This is a genomic window from Thalassovita sp., assembly GCF_963691685.1.
In the GTDB taxonomy this organism is placed as follows: Bacteria; Pseudomonadota; Alphaproteobacteria; order Rhodobacterales; family Rhodobacteraceae; genus Thalassobius.
The window spans coordinates 593,259-614,975 of the sequence record NZ_OY829290.1 but is presented as its reverse complement, the minus strand read 5'-3'; the positions used below and the strand labels follow the sequence as shown (position 1 = coordinate 614,975).

20 protein-coding genes are annotated in these 21,717 nt (G+C 60.4%); 12 read left to right on the top strand and 8 right to left on the bottom strand.

Annotated elements, in window-relative coordinates; translation table 11 throughout:
* Positions 1-118: 118 nt before the first annotated feature.
* Positions 119-982 carry a hypothetical protein gene (locus ACORLH_RS02945; RefSeq protein WP_321831116.1) on the top strand — a complete coding sequence of 288 codons (864 nt, stop codon included), beginning with the start codon at positions 119-121 and terminating at the stop codon, positions 980-982.
* Between the two features lie 23 nt (positions 983-1,005).
* Here ACORLH_RS02945 and ACORLH_RS02940 read toward each other — a convergent pair whose 3' ends face one another.
* Entirely contained in the window at positions 1,006-2,052 is a 1,047-nt protein-coding gene (locus tag ACORLH_RS02940; RefSeq protein WP_321831115.1) for a glycosyltransferase family 2 protein, read from the bottom strand.
* Positions 2,053-2,336: 284 nt separating this feature from the next.
* Here ACORLH_RS02940 and sucC point away from each other — a divergent pair, with 284 nt between their 5' ends.
* From sucC to ACORLH_RS02895, 9 genes are all read left to right on the top strand, one after another.
* On the top strand, positions 2,337-3,530 hold the full coding sequence (sucC, locus tag ACORLH_RS02935; protein WP_058243293.1) for an ADP-forming succinate--CoA ligase subunit beta: 1,194 nt from the start codon (positions 2,337-2,339) through the stop codon (positions 3,528-3,530).
* A 5-nt stretch (positions 3,531-3,535) separates the two neighbouring features.
* Positions 3,536-3,928: a hypothetical protein gene (locus ACORLH_RS02930; RefSeq protein WP_321831114.1), complete on the top strand. Its 393-nt coding sequence runs from the start codon at positions 3,536-3,538 to the stop codon at positions 3,926-3,928.
* 1 nt (position 3,929) lies between these two features.
* Positions 3,930-4,817, top strand: coding sequence for a succinate--CoA ligase subunit alpha (sucD, locus tag ACORLH_RS02925; protein ID WP_321831113.1), 888 nt, complete (start codon positions 3,930-3,932; stop codon positions 4,815-4,817).
* 130 nt (positions 4,818-4,947) lie between these two features.
* A complete protein-coding gene (locus ACORLH_RS02920) occupies positions 4,948-7,911 on the top strand; it encodes a 2-oxoglutarate dehydrogenase E1 component (RefSeq protein WP_321831112.1) in 2,964 nt (987 codons plus the stop codon).
* A gap of 3 nt (positions 7,912-7,914) precedes the next feature.
* Positions 7,915-9,429 (top strand): 2-oxoglutarate dehydrogenase complex dihydrolipoyllysine-residue succinyltransferase, encoded by a 1,515-nt coding sequence (gene odhB / locus ACORLH_RS02915; protein ID WP_321831111.1) that lies wholly within the window; start codon positions 7,915-7,917, stop codon positions 9,427-9,429.
* A gap of 41 nt (positions 9,430-9,470) precedes the next feature.
* The gene (locus ACORLH_RS02910) at positions 9,471-9,914 is read left to right on the top strand and encodes a hypothetical protein (protein WP_321831110.1); all 444 of its coding nucleotides are present in this window, start codon (positions 9,471-9,473) and stop codon (positions 9,912-9,914) included.
* A gap of 123 nt (positions 9,915-10,037) precedes the next feature.
* Complete coding sequence (locus ACORLH_RS02905) at positions 10,038-11,012, top strand: glycosyltransferase family 2 protein (RefSeq protein WP_321831109.1); 975 nt, start codon at positions 10,038-10,040, stop codon at positions 11,010-11,012.
* 119 nt (positions 11,013-11,131) lie between these two features.
* A complete protein-coding gene (gene lpdA / locus ACORLH_RS02900) occupies positions 11,132-12,520 on the top strand; it encodes a dihydrolipoyl dehydrogenase (RefSeq protein ID WP_321831108.1) in 1,389 nt (462 codons plus the stop codon).
* A 125-nt stretch (positions 12,521-12,645) separates the two neighbouring features.
* On the top strand, positions 12,646-13,620 hold the full coding sequence (locus ACORLH_RS02895) for an NAD-dependent epimerase/dehydratase family protein (protein ID WP_321831107.1): 975 nt from the start codon (positions 12,646-12,648) through the stop codon (positions 13,618-13,620).
* A 94-nt stretch (positions 13,621-13,714) separates the two neighbouring features.
* Here the strand turns inward: ACORLH_RS02895 and ACORLH_RS02890 are convergent, their stop codons facing one another.
* The 6 genes from ACORLH_RS02890 to ACORLH_RS02865 form a co-directional block, all read right to left on the bottom strand.
* On the bottom strand, positions 13,715-15,022 hold the full coding sequence (locus ACORLH_RS02890; protein ID WP_321831106.1) for a PepSY domain-containing protein: 1,308 nt from the start codon (positions 15,020-15,022) through the stop codon (positions 13,715-13,717).
* Between the two features lie 44 nt (positions 15,023-15,066).
* A complete protein-coding gene (locus ACORLH_RS02885) occupies positions 15,067-15,459 on the bottom strand; it encodes a hypothetical protein (protein WP_321831105.1) in 393 nt (130 codons plus the stop codon).
* Between the two features lie 142 nt (positions 15,460-15,601).
* Complete coding sequence (locus ACORLH_RS02880; RefSeq protein WP_321831103.1) at positions 15,602-16,207, bottom strand: pyridoxamine 5'-phosphate oxidase family protein; 606 nt, start codon at positions 16,205-16,207, stop codon at positions 15,602-15,604.
* A gap of 6 nt (positions 16,208-16,213) precedes the next feature.
* On the bottom strand, positions 16,214-16,951 hold the full coding sequence (locus tag ACORLH_RS02875) for a lysophospholipid acyltransferase family protein (RefSeq protein WP_321831102.1): 738 nt from the start codon (positions 16,949-16,951) through the stop codon (positions 16,214-16,216).
* Positions 16,951-17,853: a cell division protein FtsX gene (locus ACORLH_RS02870; RefSeq protein ID WP_321831101.1), complete on the bottom strand. Its 903-nt coding sequence runs from the start codon at positions 17,851-17,853 to the stop codon at positions 16,951-16,953. Before ACORLH_RS02870 ends, ACORLH_RS02875 begins: the two co-directional genes overlap by 1 nt.
* Positions 17,850-18,527 (bottom strand): cell division ATP-binding protein FtsE, encoded by a 678-nt coding sequence (locus ACORLH_RS02865; protein ID WP_321831100.1) that lies wholly within the window; start codon positions 18,525-18,527, stop codon positions 17,850-17,852. The genes ACORLH_RS02870 and ACORLH_RS02865 overlap by 4 nt, the downstream gene beginning before the upstream one ends.
* Before the next feature lie 225 nt (positions 18,528-18,752).
* Between ACORLH_RS02865 and ACORLH_RS02860 the strand changes: the two genes are divergently transcribed.
* Positions 18,753-19,631, top strand: coding sequence for a zinc-ribbon domain-containing protein (locus ACORLH_RS02860; RefSeq protein ID WP_321831099.1), 879 nt, complete (start codon positions 18,753-18,755; stop codon positions 19,629-19,631).
* 3 nt (positions 19,632-19,634) lie between these two features.
* Here the strand turns inward: ACORLH_RS02860 and ACORLH_RS02855 are convergent, their stop codons facing one another.
* Positions 19,635-20,423 carry a 23S rRNA (adenine(2030)-N(6))-methyltransferase RlmJ gene (locus ACORLH_RS02855; protein ID WP_321831098.1) on the bottom strand — a complete coding sequence of 263 codons (789 nt, stop codon included), beginning with the start codon at positions 20,421-20,423 and terminating at the stop codon, positions 19,635-19,637.
* Between the two features lie 222 nt (positions 20,424-20,645).
* On the opposite strand from ACORLH_RS02855, the gene ACORLH_RS02850 reads away from it, so the two are divergent.
* Positions 20,646-21,692 carry a rod shape-determining protein gene (locus tag ACORLH_RS02850; protein WP_058243310.1) on the top strand — a complete coding sequence of 349 codons (1,047 nt, stop codon included), beginning with the start codon at positions 20,646-20,648 and terminating at the stop codon, positions 21,690-21,692.
* Positions 21,693-21,717 lie beyond the last annotated feature (25 nt).

Genomic DNA, 21,717 nt, shown 5'->3' with positions numbered 1-21,717 from the left:
TTTCAGAATTGAATGCAACAGGGTCCGGCCACCACGCCGGGCCCTGTTTCTTTTTGCCATTTCAAATTGTAAAGCTTAGGTCGAACAAGGGCCGATTTTTGTGCCGAAGGAAGTAACCTTGAACCAAAGCAATCCAGCGCTGCCGTCACAGGGCTATATCTACGCTGCCACAGGTGAAAAATACGTCACGCTGGCACGCCGCGCCGCCCGTGCGCTGCGCCTAATTCATCCCGATGCTCAAATTGACCTGTTCACCGATGAACCGCTGACGGATTCCGTGTTCGATGAAATTCACATCCTCGATCGGGCGACCACCCGGCCAAAAATCGAAGCTTTGGGTCGCAGCCGGTTTGATCAATCACTCTATCTGGATGCGGACACTTTGGTTATTGCGCCCATCGATGATGTCTTTGAACTGCTTGGAAAATATGAATTTCTCGCCGCGCAGGGGCGTGGCAGCAATATGTCACCCGCATATGCACGCATCTCCCGCGGGGTGCCGCATAGTTTCCCGATGGTGAATTCGGGTGTGGTGGCGCTGAAGAAATGCAAAAACAACGAAGCCCTTCTGGCCGACTGGGCCGAGAGCTGGCACGGGCGCGAAGCTGGCCCAGATCAACCACATCTGCGGCAACTGCTGTTCAACAGCCCCGTCCTTTTCGGCACATTGCCACATGAATACAACATGATGATGCTCGCGCGGCTTCATGCCTGGAGCAGCCACAGCCGCGCGCCGAGAATTCTACATGCCTCTCGGCTGCATCGCCGGAGCCATCAAGGCCGCCCTGAAAATCCCCTCACCCTCGAAGACGTGCTGACGAAAGAACTGTGCAAACACGTCCGCGCCCTGCTGGCAGCGGATCGTTCGATCAAGGGAAACCGCGGGCCCCATGTGCCCAATTTCGCGCATATGCGCGGGCGCTACTCACCACGGCGGCTGTTTGATGCGGCTGTAACACATGCGAAGCGGCGCAAAAGTTAAGTGTCGCAACGCACTGCAGCCCCTCACTCTGCCGCTTCAGTACGACCTTTTTGGCGTTGCGCGGCTTCGAACTCAGCCTCAGTTTTGGCACGCAGTTGAATGTGCGCCGCAAGCGCCTTGTCGATTGCTTCTGGTGACAGATCGACCGTCAGATCCGGAAACTGCGCCTTCAGCGCGGCCGGGACGTCGCAGACCATGCGGTGCACCCGCCGCCAGCGCCGCAAACGCAGCATTTGCCAGAGACTTAGCGTTTTGACCCTGCGAAACAGCTCCCGCCGCTTTTTCTGGTCATTCCCTATTTCCCACAGTTGGCGCACCTGGTTCTGCCGTTCTGGCACGGCCGGGTGGTTGGTCCGGCCCTTGTCAGATTTGCGGGTCATCTTGTCGAGCCAATGTTTGGCGGTGAACCCGTCAAAATGCACCACGCCCACCGCTTGGTAATTGGCGATATGGGGTTTTGCTGATCCTGGCTCTTTGTTCTGGAGGGAATGAATACCGTAGTCAAAATCACTTTTGACCCGGAAGAAACATTTCCCAATCGCATATCCCGCGACACCGCGTCTGAGAAACCCGCTCCACTCACCGTGGATCGCCTGAACGGCAGGGTGTTCCACATTGATGAACGGCGTGCGCAGCCAACCGGAATAGATGTGTTTTGGGCGACTACCGCGCAGTTCAACCCGTTCGGCGTTATGCATGTGCACGCAATAGATGTGATCCGGTTGCTTTGCCGCAAAGGCCATGACGCTTGGGATGTGAACCGCAAATTCGTCAACGTCCAAATGGCCAATCCAATCCGCTTGCGACAGGTGTTTCACGATACGCCCGTTGGCGATCTGCCTTGACGTCAGAGGTCCCCCAAATTCGCGCCCGTGCAGTTCTGGCCAATCGGCACGTCCCGCGGGGATCAATGTCACGCGGTCCAGATCTGCAACGATCTCCGCAAGGTCGGGATCTGGCGTCTCCATGAACATCCAGATGTGGTTGGCCCCCTGCTGCAAATGATGCGCGATATAGGCCAAAAGGGTCGGCGTCGGCTCGGACGCCGTGCAAAACAAATCCCATTTCATCTGAAATCCCCAGTTCCCGTAAAACGCAACTTTTCTAGAATATTCCGTCAAACGGCTCAACCGTCACGGCGGATCTGCCGTTATGTAGCATAATCGTACGATTCGAGCCTGTGGATAACTTTCCGTCCAGCAGGCGGCATGTGATTTGTGATCACGCTTTTTCCACGTGTGATCACAAATCGTAGAAAATCGGCCACAATCCCCCCCTCGCTTCAAAAACAGCTTAAATAATTGGTCACCCTGTGCGTATAGGGAGTCTAATCGTAGCAAGACGGGATAGGTTCATGAACATTCATGAGTATCAGGCGAAAGCACTGCTTCGCGAATACGGCGCCCCGGTTTCTGATGGACGTGTTGTCCTGAAGGCCGAGGATGCAAAAACCGCAGCTGGTGAACTTGACGGCCCGCTGTGGGTGGTTAAGGCCCAGATCCACGCAGGTGGGCGCGGCAAAGGCACCTTCAAAGAGGCTGACGCTGGTGAAAAAGGCGGTGTCCGTCTTGCCAAGTCGGTAGAAGAAGCTGCCGAAGAAGCCAAGAAAATGCTTGGCCGCACTCTGGTGACACACCAGACCGGCGAAGCGGGCAAACAGGTCAACCGCATCTACATCGAAGATGGCTCGGACATTGAGCGTGAGCTGTACCTGGCTCTGCTGGTGGATCGTCAGACCTCGCGCATTTCGTTTGTATGCTCGACCGAAGGCGGCATGGACATCGAAGAGGTTGCCGAAGCAACCCCTGAGAAGATCCTGAGCTTCTCGGTTGATCCGGCCACCGGCTACCAGCCCTACCACGGCCGCCGCATCGCCTTTGCTCTGGGCCTGGAAGGCGCCGCGGTAAAGCAGTGCGTCAAGCTGATGAGCCAGCTGTACCAAGCCTTCACCGAGAAGGACATGGAGATGCTGGAAATTAACCCGCTGATCGTCATGCCCGGCAACGAGCTGAAGGTTCTGGACGCGAAACTGGGCTTTGACGGCAACGCGGTTTACCGCCACGCCGATGTCGCGGCCCTGCGCGATGAGACCGAAGAAGACCCCAAAGAGCTGGAAGCGTCGAAATACGACCTGAACTACATCGCTCTGGACGGTGAAATCGGCTGCATGGTGAACGGTGCTGGTCTGGCGATGGCCACCATGGACATCATCAAACTCTACGGTGCAGAGCCTGCAAACTTCCTCGACGTTGGCGGCGGCGCCACCAAAGAGAAAGTGACCGAAGCCTTCAAGATCATCACCTCTGACAAAAACGTCAAAGGCATCCTGGTGAACATCTTCGGTGGCATCATGCGCTGTGACGTGATCGCAGAAGGCGTTGTTGCCGCGGTGAAAGAGGTTGGTCTGGAAGTGCCGCTGGTTGTGCGCCTCGAAGGCACCAACGTCGAAAAAGGCAAAGAGATCATCAACACCTCCGGCCTGAACGTCATCGCAGCCGACAACTTGTCGGACGGCGCTGAGAAGATCGTTAAAGCGGTTAAGGGTTAATCGCGATGTTGGACGTTGCAGCCGCAGCAATCTCCGCCTGTCTGGCCACAGCTCCTGACTTCAACAAAGTTGGGGCTGGCTTTGCTGACCTGGGTTACACCCAAGTCGCAAAACGTGGCGATGACGTGCGTTGGGCGACGCCGAACGGTCAGGAAGCGATTGTTTCAAAGCTTTCAGGCCTTTCGGTGTGCAGCGTGTGGTTCGACGGCAATTTTCGCAACGAAACTCGCGAATTAAACAAACTAATCAGCCGCGTTTCAGAAGAAACACCTGCCATGAAGAAAGGGCCTCACGGTCCTGAATGGCAGATTGCTCCTGGAATTGTGGTGCGAGCACTCCGAAAACAAGGCGACTCGTCTCGCTTTGGTGCAGGCGTGTTCGTTTATGGAGAAAACTGACATGGCAATTCTCGTAGATGAAAACACCAAGGTCATCTGTCAGGGCTTCACCGGCTCGCAGGGGACCTTCCACTCGGAACAGGCGATCGCATACGGCACCAAAATGGTTGGCGGTGTGACCCCCGGCAAAGGTGGCAATGAGCACCTGGGCCTGCCCGTGTTCAATTCGGTGCACGAAGCCAAGGCAAAAACCGAAGCCAACGCCTCGGTGATCTATGTTCCGCCGCCGTTCGCGGCCGACTCGATCCTGGAAGCGATTGACGCGGAAATGGAACTGATCGTCTGCATCACCGAAGGCATTCCGGTGCTTGACATGATGCGCGTGAAGCGTGCGCTGGAAGACAGCACCAGCCGTCTGATCGGCCCGAACTGCCCCGGCCTGATCACTCCCGGCGCGTGTAAGATCGGCATCATGCCCGGCCACATCCACAACCGTGGTTCGGTTGGCGTTGTGTCCCGTTCCGGCACCCTGACCTATGAAGCTGTGAAACAGACTTCGGACATCGGTCTGGGCCAGTCGACCGCCGTTGGTATCGGTGGCGACCCGATCAAAGGCACTGAGCACATCGACGTACTGGACATGTTCCTGGACGATGATGAAACCACCTCGATCATCATGATCGGTGAGATCGGTGGTTCGGCGGAAGAAGAAGCGGCTGAGTTCCTGGCGGAGCAGAAGAAAAAAGGCCGTTGGAAACCCACTGCTGGCTTCATCGCTGGCCGCACGGCGCCTCCGGGCCGCCGCATGGGCCACGCAGGCGCAATCGTCGCCGGCGGCAAAGGTGGTGCAGAAGACAAGATCGAAGCCATGAAATCGGCTGGCATCGTTGTTGCAGACAGCCCTGCAACTCTGGGTGAAGCTGTCCAGAAAGCCATCGAGCTGGGCTAAGCCATTCGTGGGCGGGGTTTTTAACACCCCGCCCGCATTCCCATTTGCCGAAGCATCGCGGCAGGGACCGGAACCAAGATCACTCGGGTCTCTCTCCTGTTGCTTCAGGTCGGACACAAGGAACGCAAAAATGAACGATCAAAGCCCCAACGACCTCTTCCATGCCTCCTCTTTCATGCAGGGGCATAACGCGGAATATCTGGAACAGATGTACGCCCGCTACGCCGCCGACCCGAATGCGGTCGATGAGGTGTGGCAGGAGTTCTTCCGCCAGCTGGGTGATGCTGAGCTGGACGTGAAGGCCGAGGCCGCTGGCCCCTCCTGGGCGCGCTCTGACTGGCCGCCGATGCCCAATGATGACCTGACCGCCGCGCTGGACGGTCAGTGGCCCGCCCCGGCGGCCGAGGCAAAAGGCGCTGGCAAGAAGATCAAGGAAAAAGCCGCCGAAAAGGGTGTTGAGGTTTCTGATGAGGCGATCAAACGCGCAGTTCTGGATTCGATCCGCGCGCTGATGATCATCCGCGCCTACCGGATCCGCGGCCACCTGATCGCGGACATCGACCCGCTGGGCATGCGCGACCAGACCCCGCATCCTGAACTGGATTACAAATCTTACGGCTTCACTGACGCCGATCTAGACCGCCCGATTTTCATCGACAACGTGCTGGGGCTGCAGATCGCCTCACTGCGTCAGATCATGGACATCGTGAAGCGCACCTATTGCGGCACCTTTGCCCTGCAGTACATGCATATTTCCAACCCCGAAGAGGCCTCGTGGCTGAAAGAGCGGATCGAGGGCTACAACAAGGAAATCACCTTCACCCGTGAGGGCCGCAAAGCGATCCTGAACAAGCTGGTTGAGGCCGAGGGCTTTGAGAAGTTCCTGCACGTGAAATACATGGGCACCAAACGCTTTGGTCTGGACGGCGGCGAAGCGCTGATCCCGGCGATGGAGCAGATCATCAAACGTGGCGGCAGTCTGGGCGTCAAAGAAGTGGTGATCGGCATGCCGCACCGCGGTCGTTTGAACATCCTGGCCAACGTGATGAGCAAGCCTTACCGCGCCATCTTCAACGAATTCCAGGGTGGCAGCTTCAAACCCGAAGACGTCGATGGCTCTGGTGATGTGAAATACCACCTGGGTGCCTCCTCCGACCGTGAATTTGACGGCAACTCGGTGCACCTGTCGCTGACCGCGAACCCCAGCCACCTTGAGGCTGTTAACCCGGTTGTGCTGGGCAAGGCCCGCGCCAAAACCGACCAGCTGAAAGATGACGAGCGCACCTCGGTTGTGCCGGTGCTGTTGCACGGTGACGCGGCCTTTGCCGGCCAGGGTGTTGTGGCGGAATGTTTCGCCCTTTCGGGTCTGCGCGGTCACAAGACCGGCGGCACCATCCATATCGTGGTAAACAACCAGATCGGTTTCACCACCGCCCCGCATTTCTCGCGCTCCTCGCCCTACCCCACCGACAACGCGCTGGTGGTTGAGGCGCCGATCTTCCACGTGAACGGGGATGATCCCGAGGCAGTGGTTCACGCCGCCAAGGTCGCAACTGAGTTCCGTCAGAAGTTCCGCAAGGACGTGGTGATTGATATCTTCTGCTACCGCCGGTTTGGTCACAACGAAGGCGATGAGCCGATGTTCACCAACCCGCTGATGTATAAAAACATCAAGAAGCATAAGACCACGCTGCAGCTTTACACCGACCGTCTGGTTGCCGACGGGCTGATCCCCGAAGGTGAGATCGAGGACATGAAGGCCTCGTTCCAGGCGCATCTGAACGAAGAGTTCGAGACCGGCAAAGAGTATAAGCCCAACAAGGCTGACTGGCTGGATGGCCGCTGGTCGCATCTGGACAAACAGGATGAGGACTACCAGCGTGGTCAGACCTCGATCAAACCGGAAACCCTGGCCGAGGTTGGCGGCGCGCTGAGCCGCCTGCCCGAAGGTTTCCCGGCCCACAAGACCGTGGCCCGTATTCTGGATGCCAAGGCCAAGATGTTTGAAACCGGCAAAGGTTTTGACTGGGCCACGGCCGAAGCGCTGGCTTTTGGCTCGCTGCTGACCGAAGGCTATCCGGTGCGCCTGTCCGGGCAGGATGCCACCCGCGGCACCTTCTCGCAGCGTCACTCGGGCATTGTGAACCAGGAAACCGAAGAACGCTTCTTCCCGCTGAACCACATCCGTGACGGCCAGTCGCGCTATGAGGTGATCGACAGCGCCCTGTCCGAATATGCGGTTCTGGGCTTTGAGTACGGCTACTCGCTGGCCGAACCGAACGCGCTGACCATGTGGGAAGCCCAGTTTGGCGATTTCGCCAACGGCGCCCAGATCATGTTCGATCAGTTCATCTCCTCGGGTGAATCGAAATGGCTGCGGATGTCCGGCCTGGTCTGCATGCTGCCGCATGGTTTCGAAGGCCAGGGTCCTGAGCACTCCTCGGCCCGACTGGAGCGGTTCCTGCAGATGTGCGGCGGCGACAACTGGATCGTGGCCAACTGTACAACGCCTGCAAACTACTTCCACATCCTGCGCCGTCAGCTGCACCGGACCTTCCGGAAGCCGCTGATCCTGATGACGCCGAAGTCGCTCCTGCGCCACAAGCTCTGCATCTCGGAAGCCGAAGACTTCACCACCGGCTCTTCGTTCCACCGGGTGCTTTGGGATGACGCGCAGAAAGGCAACTCGGACACCAAACTGGTGGCTGATGACAAGATCAAGCGCGTGGTCATGTGTTCCGGCAAGGTCTACTTCGACCTCTTGGAGGAGCGTGACGCCCGCGGCATCGATGATGTCTACCTGCTGCGTGTCGAACAGTTCTACCCGTTCCCGGCCATGTCGCTGACCAAAGAGCTGGAGCGTTTCAAAAACGCCGAAATGGTCTGGTGTCAGGAAGAGCCGAAGAACCAGGGCCCCTGGTCGTTCATCGAACCCAACATCGAATGGTGCCTGAGCCGCATCAAAGCCAAACACACCCGCCCGGTCTATGCCGGCCGCGCCGCCTCGGCTTCGCCGGCGACCGGTCTGGCCAGCCAGCACAAAGCACAACAAGCCGCGCTCGTGAACGAAGCGCTGACCATCGAAGGGAAATAACCCATGACGACTGAAGTTCGCGTCCCCACCCTGGGCGAATCCGTGACCGAAGCCACTGTCGCCACCTGGTTCAAGAAGCCGGGCGATGCCGTGGCTGCTGACGAAATGCTCTGCGAGCTGGAAACCGATAAGGTCACCGTCGAAGTGCCCAGCCCCGCTGCGGGTGTCCTGGCCGAGATTGTGGCCGCCGAAGGCGAAACCGTAGGTGTTGACGCCCTGCTGGCCAACATCACCGAAGGTGGCGCCGCTGCTGCACCGGCCCCCGCCGCCGCAAGCGCCCCGGCCGCTGCCCCTGCGGCAGACGCACAGGCGATCGACGTTATGGTGCCCTCCTTGGGTGAATCGGTGTCTGAAGCCACCGTTTCGACCTGGTTCAAAAAGGTAGGTGACAGCGTTGCGCAGGACGAAATGCTGTGTGAGCTGGAAACGGACAAAGTGTCGGTTGAAGTGCCCGCGCCCGCCGCTGGCGTTCTGGCCGAAATCGTTGCCCCCGAAGGCACCACCGTGGATGCCACCGCCAAACTGGCCGTGATCTCTGCCGGTGCTGGCGCAGCTGTTTCTGCCGCCCCGGCCGCCGCTGCAGCCCCCGCCGCAGCCCCGGCAACCGGCGCCAAGGACATCAAGGATGGCCCGGCCGCTGAAAAAGCCATGGCCGAGGCTGGCCTCAGCCGTGACGCGGTGACCGGCACCGGCCGCGATGGTCGCGCCACCAAAACCGACGTGGCCCGCGCCGCAGCCGCAGCCGCTGCAGCCCCGGCACCCGCCGCCGCACCGGCCCCTGCCGCGGTTCCGCGTGGTCCGGTCAGCGCCGATGATGCCTCGCGCGAAGAGCGCGTGAAGATGACCAAGATGCGTCAGACCATCGCCCGTCGTCTGAAAGACAGCCAGAACACCGCCGCCATGCTGACCACCTACAATGAGGTCGACATGACCGAGGTGATGGCGCTGCGCAAAGAGTACAAAGACCTGTTTGAGAAGAAACACGGCGTCCGTCTGGGCTTCATGTCCTTCTTCACCAAGGCCTGTGTGCACGCGCTGAAAGAAGTGCCTGAGGTGAACGCCGAAATCGACGGCACCGACATCGTCTACAAAAACTACGTCCACATGGGCGTGGCTGCGGGTACCCCGCAGGGTCTGGTGGTACCGGTGATCCGTGACGCCGACTCGATGTCTTTTGCTGAGATCGAGAAAGCCATCGGTGAAAAAGGCCGCCGCGCCCGTGACGGCAAACTGTCGATGGCCGAAATGCAGGGCGGCACCTTCACCATCTCCAACGGTGGTGTCTATGGCTCGCTGATGTCCTCGCCGATCCTGAACCCACCGCAGTCCGGTATCCTCGGCATGCACAAGATCCAGGACCGCCCGATGGCGATCAACGGTCAGGTTGTGATCCGTCCGATGATGTATCTGGCGCTCAGCTATGACCACCGTATCGTTGACGGCAAAGGCGCCGTGACCTTCCTGGTGCGCGTCAAAGAAGCGCTGGAAGATCCCCGCCGCCTGCTGATGGATCTGTAACAGGTCAAGCAACGTAATTATTGAAACTTAAGGCACGCCAAATGCACGTTGATCGCCAAGATATCCAAAACGCGCGTTTTTACTTCATTTGGCGTGCCTGCCCCACACTCATAGGTTTGTGGTTGACCGCGCAGTTGTTTCTGCCGAACACATCTCACTCACTTGGGGCCAGTCTTGCTCTACATTACAGCTTTCTTTTATGTTTCTTGACATTGATGTTCCTTAACAAGGCCGCCCTCGCTTTGTTGGCGGGCCTCCAGCCAAGACTGCCGATACAGGCGATGAAGTACTTTGGTTTGGCCTTTGGTATGTTTTATGCCTTGACCGGGTGGGAGTATCTGAACTTCGAAAAGCTCCGGCCTTTTTTGTTTCTGACCTCCAGTTTGTATTTCAGCGTTCATGCGGTCGGGATCATCACCGCCCTTTTGAAACCCGCAGAGGCAGCTTTGGTTGTGAAACTACTGAAGCAGCAGCGTAACCGATAGACTGCCTCACATGTTTATCTCGCAGCTATTTCCGTGCCACAGCCCATTGCCCAACAGGCACGGCGAGCCTTGTTGGTCAAGCACTTGTAGTTCACCACCGTTTTTCAGGGAAAGCCCGGAAAAATGGCTGTAACATTGACCCTCACCTCTTGCATGCGCAATGAGGGGATCTTTGTGCTGGAATGGATCGCCTATCATCAGACCCTTGGGTTTGATGAGGTGGTGATCGTGACCAATGATTGCACCGATCACTCCGACCAGTTGCTGGACCTGCTGGCCCAGCACGGCGAGGTGAGCCATATCCGCCAGACGCTGACCGCCGGGGACAACCCGCAGGATAAGGGCATGGATCATGCCCTGGCCCATCTGCGCCGGAACACCACCACCTGGTGCCTGCACATCGACAGTGATGAGTTTCTGTTGATTGAGGCCGGCGATGGCAAGCTGCCGGCACTGCTGCAGAACGTGCAGGATGCCGATTGCGTGCCGATCATCTGGCGCACCTTTGGCGACAGCGGGCGGACCCATTGGGCCGCCGGAGACAATGTGGTTCAGGCCTTCACCCGCGCGGAACCCGCGCCGGAGCCAGGTCAGAGCAAGTCCAAATGCCTGTTCCGTGTCGCCAGCTTCAAGGCCGCCACCGACCACAACCCGCGCCAGCCCACCATGGCGGATCCCAAAGTGGTCAATGCCGACGGCACGCCTCTGTCAAACGCCTCGCTGCACCAGCGCAAATCCTCGCGCTTCCGCCCCCATGATCTGGCCTGCGCCGCCAAAACCGCGCGGATCAATCACTATGCCGTAAAATCGCAGGACCTGTTCCTGATGAAAAACGACCGGGGCGATGGTCAGGGGAAGGTGGGCGAGCGCAAGTACCACCTCGGCTCGGCCTGGCATCGCAAGGCCAATCGCAACGATGTCGAAGACCGCGCCATCCTGCGCCATCTGCCCTCACTTGAGGCCAATCTGGCCCGTCTGCGCGCCCTGCCCGGCGTCGCTGAGGCGGAACAGAAATGCCGGGACTGGTTCGAAACCCGCCGCAACGCTATCCTCACCGAAAGCCAGCGCAGACTATGGTCAACGGAGCATGCAAAATGACTTCTTCGTTTGCCAAAATAATTCTCCGGGGAACGGTCCGTTTGGGCCGCAGGGCGCATTGCCTGAACCCCATCCGAAACATATGTGACACCAATAAAGAGACCTGACGGAGACACCTCATGGCACAATATGACGTCATCGTAATCGGCGCCGGCCCCGGTGGCTATGTCGCAGCGATCCGCGCCGCCCAGCTGGGCCTGAAAACCGCCTGTGTAGAAGGCCGCGAAACGCTTGGCGGTACCTGCCTCAACGTGGGCTGCATCCCCTCCAAGGCGCTGCTGCACGCCAGCCACCAGCTGCACGAGGCCGAGCACAACTTTGCCAAAATGGGCCTGAAGGGCAAATCCCCGTCGGTCGATTGGGACCAGATGAAGGCCTACAAAGGTGAGGTTGTCGAAGGCAACACCAAGGGCATCGAGTTCCTGTTCAAAAAGAACAAGGTCGACTGGCTGAAAGGCTGGGGATCGATCCCTGAGGCCGGCAAGGTCAAAGTGGGTGATGAGGTCCATGAGGCCAAAAACATCATCGTCGCCTCGGGTTCCGAACCTTCCTCGATCCCCGGTGTTGAGATTGATGAGAACCTGGTTGTGTCCTCCACCGGCGCGCTGGATCTGCCGAAGATCCCCAAGAAGATGGTTGTCATCGGCGCCGGTGTGATCGGTCTGGAACTGGGCTCGGTCTATCAGCGACTGGGCACTGAGGTGACCGTTGTTGAATACCTCGACAAAATCACCCCCGGCATGGACGGCGACATCCAGAAAAACTTCCAGCGGATGCTGAAAAAGCAGGGGCTGAAGTTTGTGATGAGCGCTGCGGTTCAGAAGGTGGAAACCACCAAGACCAAAGCCAAGGTCACCTATAAGCTGCTGAAGAAAGACACCGAAGAGACGCTGGACGCCGATGTGGTGCTGGTGGCAACCGGCCGCAAACCCTTCACCGATGGTCTGGGTCTGGAAGCACTGGGTGTGGAAATGTCCCCGCGCGGTCAGATCAAGACCAATGCGCATTGGGAAACCAACGTCAAAGGCATCTACGCGATCGGCGACGCCATCGATGGCCCGATGCTGGCCCACAAAGCCGAAGACGAAGGCATGGCAGCCGCCGAATGCATCGCCGGCAAACATGGTCACGTGAACTACGACGTGATCCCCGGTGTGATCTACACCACGCCCGAAGTTGCCAGCGTTGGCAAAACCGAGGAGCAGCTGAAAGAAGAAGGCCGCGCCTATAAGGTTGGCAAGTTCCCCTTCATGGGCAACGCCCGCGCCAAAGCGGTGCACCAGGGTGAAGGCTTTGTGAAACTGCTGGCCGATGCGGAAACTGACCGCATCCTCGGCTGCCACATCATCGGCCCGGCCGCAGGTGACCTGATCCATGAGATCTGCGTCGGCATGGAATTCGGCGCCTCTGCCGAAGACATCGCCCTGACCTGCCACGCCCACCCGACCTTCTCGGAAGCCGTGCGCGAAGCCGCCCTCGCCTGCGGCGACGGCGCCATCCACGCCTAATCAAACGGGTCAGAACGACCATGAGAGGCCACCCTTCGGGGTGGTCTTTTTGCTTCAGACTCTGTTTGTCGCTCACGCGCCGCGCGTGCTAACGTCTGGCGATTGAGACAGCAAAGGCATTGGTTATGGTATCGGAACTTGCAGGCAAACGCGTATTGGTCGCCGGGGGCGCCGGGTTTGTCGGCTCCCATCTGGTGGACGCGCTGATCGCACTTGGCGCAACCCCGGTCATTCTGGACAATTTCCACACCGGTGATGCCGCCTTTCTAAGCCATCTGGATCAGCCCGAGATCATCGAACATGACATCACCCGGCCTTTGCCTGCCGGCATTGGACCCGTGGATCTGGTCTATAACCTCGCCTGCCCTGCGGCGCCGAAACACTATCAGGCCGATCCCCTGCGCACCTGGCGCACCTCGGTCTATGGCACGGACAATCTGGCTGAATTTGCCCGCGCCCAAGGCGCACGGATGGTCCAGGCCTCCACCAGTGAGGTCTATGGCGATCCGCTGGTGTCGCCACAAAGCGAAAGCTACACCGGCAATGTCTCGATGCATGGCATCCGCGCCTGTTACGATGAGGGCAAACGAGCCGCTGAAACGCTGCTGATGGATATGATCCGCAGCTATGACATGGACATCCGCATCGCCCGGATCTTCAACACCTATGGGCCGCGCATGGCGCTGAACGATGGCCGGGTGGTGCCCAACTTCGTGCGTCAGGCACTGGAGGGCAAACCGCTGACCGTCTATGGCCACGGCCAGCAGACCCGCTGTTTCTGCTATGTGGCGGATACGGTGGATGGGTTGCTGCGGCTGGGCGCCAATGACGGGCTGCAGGGGCTGGTGGTTAATATCGGCAGTGATGTTGAACAAACGGTCTATAGCCTGGCCGAAGCTGTGGCCGCGCTGGTCGGCGTGCCTTTGCAGACGCAGGACTGCGAAATGCCGCAGGATGACCCACAGGTGCGCCGCCCTGATCTGACCCGTGCGCGGGACCGTCTGGGCTGGTCGCCCAGCACCCCGCTGGACAGTGGGTTGCAACAGGTGATCCGCTATTTCCAGGACGATCACCGGGTGAAACGGGCGCTGTCCGTCTAACTCCGCAATCTGTCACGGGCGATCGTGAGGCCACCCTCAACGGCCTGTGTCCGGGGGCGAAACCCGCCCCCGTTTTTGTTTGTCTCTCACAGCGTCAGGCGTTTTGGAACCAACCCAAGCGGCGCAGCAGCAGCCGGTCCAGGATCAGAGCCAGGATCAGGCTGGCCCCCATCAGTGGCAGCAGGGCTGACAGCACCACAACCAGTGCAATCATCCCCCAGCCCAGCGAAGCCTCAGGCGCCGCAGGCACCCCAAGCCGCCCGGCAGGGCGCCGTTTCCACCACGCCACAAAACCGCTGAGCGACAGCACAAAGGCCAGCACTGCTGCCAGCGTGTTCTGCGCCAGGTTCAGCCAGCCATACATCTCCCCCTGATGGAAGGAGATGCCCCAGCTGACCGCCCGCGCCACCACGGGGTTGTCACCGAACTCATGCCGTTTCAGCACCGCGCCGCTGTATTGATCGATGATCAGCTCAGTCTGCTCAGCCCGGTCCCGGCTGGCGGAGCGCAGCCAAAACGCCGCGCTTTCGTTTTTCGGCGGCCGCATCTCATAGGGGGCCACCAACCCTTCCGCCTCTGCGATGGCAAAGACCTCTGCATAGGCCAGGGTCTCCCCCTCACTGGTGGTGGACCCGGGCACTTTGCGGGAAAACCGCAGGCTGCCGCTGCTTTGTCCGGTCTGTTTCTGCACATAGCTGAGGCCACCGCCCCAGACATCGGTCCAGGGCAGACCGGTCACCAGGATCGGCACCACCAGAACGGTGGCCAGCATGCCGGTGAACAGATGGGTCTCGCGCCACCAGCTGCGTCCCCGGGTTTTCGGGGTACCGCGCGGCGGCTGCACCGCCTTTGCCAGGGACCGCCTGCCACGCGGCCACCACAGGTAGGCACCGGTGACAAACATCACGATGGCCCAATGGGCAGAAAGCTCGACAAACTTGGTGCCGAATTTTCCCAACAGCAGTTCACCGTGGAACTTTTTCAGCATCCGCATCAGGGTCTCATCCCGGGCCACATGCCCCAAGAGCGTCCCGGTATAGGGATCGATCCAGGCATAGCTGCGGATGTTGTCGCTGGTGTTGAACTCCACAAAGGTGGAGCGGCTGGGATCATCAAAGTGGGTGATGCCGCGCAGCCGTTTCACGCCGGGGCCCCCCTGCAATGCGGTCAGCTGATCCTCAATCGGCAGGGGGTTGTCGCCCACAGCCACATACATCTGATCTGCATACAGCCAACCTTCGATCTGCGGCTTGTAGAGGTAAATGCCGCCAGTGATGGCCAGCATGGCCATGAAGGGCAAAACATAAAGAGAAGCGAGGAAGTGCCACTTCCACACAAGACGATAAAGCGCACCGCCCGAGACAGTCTCGGAGGGCGCCGACGACAGGGTTGCGTCGGTCATTAGAGTAATTTCCTACGTTTGGTTAGATTTGGGTTTTGGGGAACTCAAATCAGCGCAGGCGGCCCGCGGGGCGGGTCCTGCTGACGTAGGTAATCGCAGGTCTGATAGGGGTTGGGTGTTGCCACAAAGGGGCAGCGGTAGCTGCGCGCCAGGGCGACCCAGGGGGCTTCGGGCTGTGGCTGGTCCTGGATCAGATCGGCCAGCACACAATGATCCACCGCCGGCTCAACCTCTTCGACGGGTTCGCCATCCGCGTTGAGCGTCAGCGTCACCATTTCACTGCCGGTACAGATGGTCACCACCATAACGCCCGGCACCAGCGAGGCGACCACCGCCGACATCTTCGGCAGCAGCAGGCCCACCACAGTGGCCAGCACCAGAAGCGTATGAAATCCCACCCGGATCATGCCCGGCAAAGAGCATGAGGAGATGGTCAAAGGCAAGCCTCTTTCCACCGCCTGCGGCACGGCGTCCGTCGCGTTACCTGTGACGCCCCGCCCGCAGGGCAAATCTGCGCGAGGGCTCGGCGGGTCCGGGTGGGACGCCCGAGCGCAGATTTACATGCGGCTTAAAGCGCACTTACCACATCGACTGGGCGGCGCGGTCGGGCCATTCGCGGTCATAGGCGTCGCCGTCGATGTCGCCATCGGTCATTGCGCTGAGGATCTCACCGATAGAGGGCAGATCGCCGCTTTCGTCCTCACCCGACCACAGTTTGGACCGCATGATCGCGCGGGCGCATTGCACATAGATCTCGTCAATACGGATCACCGTGACGCTGCGCGGCTGCTTGCCCTGTTTTTCAAACCGGGCGCACAGCCCTTCGTCAAAGGTCACCCGCGCCTGGCCGTTGACCCGCACCGCATTGGTCGATCCCGGCACCATGAACATCAGCGCGATCCGCGGGTCGCGCACGATGTTGCGCAATGTGTCGATCCGGTTGTTGCCCCGCCAGTCGGGCAGCGCCAGCGTGCGTTCATCCAGTTCCACGACCACCGGACCCTCATCGCCACGCGGGCTGCCATCGGCGCCCTCTGGCCCCACCGTGGAAACCACGCAGAAACGCGAGGTTTCGATCCAGCGGCGGTATTCCGGTGTCAGCCGTTTTGCGACCTTGGAGATTGAGGCGCCGCGCGCCTCACCATAAACGGCTTCCAGCTCAGCAACATCCTCAACCCATTTCATCGCATCTCACTCCTCAGCGAAGGTAAACCCAGCGTCGCGCATCAACGCATTGGACCGGCTTTCCACATCCTGTTCCAACCGGGCCATAAATTCATCCCGCGGCAGGCCCGCAGGGATACGCGGCAGGAACTCCACCACCGCAATACCTGCTTTGCGCACCACGCCACGTTTCGGCCACAGGACCCCGGCGTTGGTGGCCACGGGCACCACATCCTGTCCGGTTTCCTCAGACAGCACATGGGTGCCGACCTTATAGGGCAGCTTGGCCCCGGGCGCGACGCGGGTGCCCTGCGAATAGATCACCAGCTGGCCGGGATGCTGCGCCCCGCTGGCCACATCTGCCACCATCTTCTTGATCGCTTTGCCGCGTTTGCCCCGGTTCACCGGCACACAGCCGATGCGGTAGCCGTACTGGCCAATGATCGGCATGAACAGGATTTCGCGTTTCATGATGAACTTGCCCGCGGGGATCGCGTTGAAGATCATCAGGATGTCGAGGAAGGACATGTGTTTGGCCGCAACGATCACCTCATCGGTCGGCACTTCACCGCGCACCTCGGTCTTCAGCCCCAGCATCCAGCTGGCGGTCCAAAGAACCCAGCGGCAATAGGATTTGCAGGCAGCAAAGGCGCCTTTGCGGCTGAACAGCGCCCAGGGGAAGAAGACCACCCCCAGAACCGCCATGGCCACATACATCTGAATATTGAACACAAGGCTGCGCAGCCAGCGCCAGGCATAGGCCATCACGGCAACTCCTTCAGTTTACGTTTTGCAGCGGCGCGTGTTGCGGCAAAGGCCACCGCCCCGCCCAGGAGCGGGATGCCCAGCGGCCAGAGCCACTGCAGCCCCTGAAAGCCAAGCCCGGTCAGGAAGCCGCCGGCAGCCTGCGCTTCGGGCAACAGCCAGACGGCCAGCGCGCCCAGCCCGGCCCCGATGCCCGCACCGGAAAAGCCGCGATAGGTGAAGCGGCGCACAAAGGCCCCGGCAATATAACTGTCGCGCGCGCCCACAAGGCGCAGCACCGTGATCACCTGGGTGTTGGCCGAAAGCGCGGCATGGGCCGCCAGGGTGATCATCGCGGCCATCGCCCCGCCGATCAGCAGAAAGGCCGCCCAGCCCAGAATGCGGATCCGCGTTGCCGCCTCGACCAGCGGTTTGCGCCAGCGGGTATGGTCATCCAGCACCGCGCCGGGCACCTCAGCCGCCAGCCGCAGCCGCAGCCCGGTGCTGTCATAGCCCTGATCGGTCTCATTGATCTCAATCAGCTGCGGGATTGGCAGTTCCTCGATCGGCAGGTCGGGGCCAAAGAAGGGCTCCAGCAGCGCCTTTTGTTCCTCTTCGCTGAGCGCGCGGGCGCTTTCGACACCGGGGGTGGTTTCCAGCACCCGCAGCGCCGCCGTGATCTGGGCCTGCATCTGCTCCTCCGGGGCTGAGATCCGCAAGGTGGAGGATCGCGCCAGCTCGTTTGACCAGCGATCCGCCAACCGGCCCGAGGCCAGTGTCAGCGCCAGCGCAAAGACCGCAAGGAAGCCCATCGCAATGGCGCTGAAGGTGGTCAGCGTTGCGGTGAACCCGGTGGGGGGCACCACACGGTCGGCCTGCGCATCGGGCACAAACAGGGCGGTGAAACCCTTCAAAACGCTCATAGATCCGCCCCCGCCAGCTGCACCCGACGATTGGCAATCCGCAGCACCCGCGCCTGCACCTGCCCTTTGGCGGCGCGGATCAGGTTCATATCGTGGGTGGCCACCATGATGGTCTTGCCCATCCGGTTCAGCTCGACCAGCAGCCGCAGCAGCCGCTGCGACATTTCCCAGTCAATGTTGCCGGTGGGTTCATCGGCCAGGATCACATCCGGTGACATGATCACCGCACGCGCCAGCGCGGCGCGTTGACGTTCGCCGCCCGACAGTTCCGGCGGCAATGCCTCAGCGCGGGATTTCAACCCAACCCAGGCCATCAATTCCTTGAGGTTGGCCAGTTCATCAATGTTGTCGCGGCCCGACACGTTGAGCGGCAGCGCAATGTTTTCGGCAATCGGCAGGTGATCCAGGAACTGACAGTCCTGATGCACCACCCCGATCCGGCGTCGGTTCAACGCCACCTCATCGCGGTCCATCAGACGCACATCGCGGTCAAACAGGCGCACGTGACCCGCCGTAGGCAATAGCGCGCCATAGCAGAGCTTCATAAAGGTGGTTTTCCCCGCACCCGATGGCCCGGTCAGGAAATGGAAGGACCCCGGCGACAGCTTGAGTGAGATCTCACTGAGAAGCTCACCACCCCCATAGCTATAGGCCACATTTTCTAGCTCAATCACCGGCTGCCCCCGTTTTTGCCTGCCTTTTCTGCACGAGCCTCGGCACAGATGCAATGCGCCAAAAACCGGGACGGCGGCTGTGTGCCAGACCGCAGAACAGGGTCAAAACGCTTTACACTTTTCCAAATGCCTTTTCCGCCATATAGTTGCGCCATTCAGGTGTGTGTTAACGAAGGTTAACAAAAGCTGGGACAGACCAGCTGAGCAGGTGTGAGAGGCAAGCCAATGCGTTTGATCTGCCCGAATTGCGGGGCGCAGTACGAAGTGCCGGATGACGTGATCCCGGACGCCGGGCGCGATGTGCAGTGTTCAAATTGCGGCAACACCTGGTATCAGCACCATCCCGACAATGATCCGGAACTGCGCGAAGAGCTGATCGCCAGTGGGCTGGAGCCGGAAACCACCGCCGGTGAGATGCCAGAGACCGAAGTGGAGGCCCCGCCAGAGCCAGAGGCCCCACCAGAGCCGGAACCCGCGCCCGCAGAACCCACTGCGCAGTCTCCGCAACGCCGGTCGCTTGATCCGTCGATTGCCGAGGTGCTGCGCGAAGAGGCAGAGCGTGAGGCCCGTGCCCGCGCCGCAGAGGGCGGCATTGAAACGCAGCCGGATCTGGGCCTTGGTGAGCCAGAGGATGAAGCTGACCGCCGCGCCCGTCAGGTGCGCGAGCGCATGGCCCGGATGAAGGGCCTGCCGGACGAACCAGACCCTGTGCCCGAGGTGGCTGAGGATGACACGCCGGTCTCCCGTCGTGATCTGCTGCCCGACATTGACGAAATCAACTCCTCCCTCCGTGCGGCCTCGGACCGGCGCCCCGCTGAAGCGGCCGATCACGAATTGCCCGGTGAGATGGAGCGCCCGGAAACCACCGTCGCCAGCGGCAAAAGCGGCTTCCGCCGTGGCTTTGCATTGGCCTTGCTGCTGACCGCATTGCTTTGGGCCGCCTACAGCTTTGCCCCACGCATCAGCGCGCAGGTGCCCGCGCTGGAACCGACGATGACGCGTTATGTCGCCATCGTGGATCAGGGCCGCGCCCTATTGGACGAACAGGTGCGCAAGCTGCTGACCCAGGTCGACGCGATGAGCGCCGAACAGGGCGACAGCTGATCCTTAGCTGAGTTTGTTGTAGAGGCTGCTCAACCGGGCGGCCTCTTTTTCTGTGCCGAAGGGTGTGTTCACCACAAACATGCCCGACCCAACCATCCGGTGGCCTTGGCGGGCCGGCCCAAATGACACCTCATGGCGCAGCACCTTGGGCAGATCCAATGCCTCCAGCGCCTTGAGCATCGGCTTGTGCGCCCCGGTGGTCAGCACTGGATACCAGATCGCGATCACCCCCACGTTCCACTTGCGATGCAGCTTGGCGACGAAGCTGGGAATGGCGTCATATTCCGATTTCACCTCATAGGCCGGATCAATCAGCAACAGGCCCCGGCGCGGCTCAGGCGGTGTGCGTTCCATCACCATCTGATAGCCGTCTTGTTTGACCACATTGGCCTGCCGACGGGGGAACAAATCATCCAATGCCGCATGTTCCTGCGGGTGCAACTCGGCCAGTGACATGCGGTCCTGATCCCGCAACAGCTGCCGCGCCAACAGGGGCGATCCGGGATAGCTGCGCGGCCCGTGCTGGTCCCGCACCGTCTGCAGCGCCTGCTCGTAGGGATGTGCCGCATCAAACCAACCCAAGTCGGCCACAGCATCGATGCCCGCCTTAGCCTCCCCGGTTTTGACGGCCTCCGCCGCATCCAGCCCATAAAGGCCGCGGCCCGAGTGGGTTTCGAAGTAGCTGAGCGGTTTGTCCTTCACTGTCAGATAGGCCAGCATCTGGCACAAAAGCGCGTGTTTCTGCACATCCGCCAGGTTTCCGGCGTGGTAGATATGTTGATATGACAGCATGTTGCGCTTCCTTTCACTTCGCAGGCCGGCCCGCTGATGCGGCCTGCCCCTTACCCCCATCCTTGCCCCAGTGCCACGAAATTGACCAGCCTTGGCAAAAAGGCGCTGATCGGGTCCGGATGCACCCTTTCCCAAAGCGGCACAGGCCCGTATAAGCGTTTCTGCCTCCGACGGGGATCGGCGGCATTTGAAGGACTATCACCACCGCGGGGCACCATCCATATGGGAATCATCGACAATCTGCCGGGCCTGTTTTCGTCTGACATGGCGATCGACCTGGGCACGGCAAACACGCTGGTCTACGTCAAAGGCAAGGGCGTTATTCTAAGCGAACCGTCGGTGGTGGCCTATCACGTCAAAGACGGCGTGAAGAAGGTGCTGGCCGTCGGCGAAGACGCGAAGCTGATGCTGGGCCGGACCCCCGGCTCGATCGAGGCGATCCGCCCGATGCGCGATGGTGTCATTGCCGATTTCGACGTTGCCGAAGAGATGATCAAACACTTCATCCGCAAGGTGCACAAACGTTCGACCTTCTCCAAGCCGAAGATCATCGTCTGCGTGCCTCACGGTGCAACCCCGGTTGAAAAACGGGCGATCCGTCAATCCGTTCTCTCGGCAGGTGCACGTCGTGCGGGTCTGATTGCAGAACCGATTGCTGCGGCCATCGGCGCCGGCATGCCCATCACCGACCCCACCGGCAACATGGTTGTGGACATCGGTGGTGGTACGACCGAGGTGGCGGTTCTGTCGCTGGGTGACATCGTTTACGCCCGCTCAGTCCGTGTTGGCGGCGACCGCATGGATGAGGCGATCATCAACTATCTGCGCCGCAACCAGAACCTCTTGGTCGGTGAAAGCACCGCTGAGCGGATCAAAACCACCATCGGCACCGCGCGGATGCCCGATGATGGCCGTGGTGCCTCGATGCAGATCCGCGGCCGTGACCTGCTGAACGGTGTCCCGAAAGAGACCGAGATCAGCCAGGCACAGGTTGCCGAAGCGCTGGCCGAACCGGTTCAGCAGATCTGCGAAGCGGTGATGACCGCGCTGGAAGCCACCCCGCCGGATCTGGCAGCTGATATTGTCGACCGTGGCGTGATGCTGACCGGTGGCGGCGCGCTGCTGGGCGATCTGGATCTGGCGCTGCGCGAACAGACCGGCCTGTCGGTTTCCATCGCGGATGAAAGCCTGAACTGTGTGGCCATGGGCACCGGCAAAGCGCTGGAATACGAAAAGCAGCTGCGCCACGCGATTGACTACGACAGCTAACCTCCCCACCTTTTCCTGAAAAGGG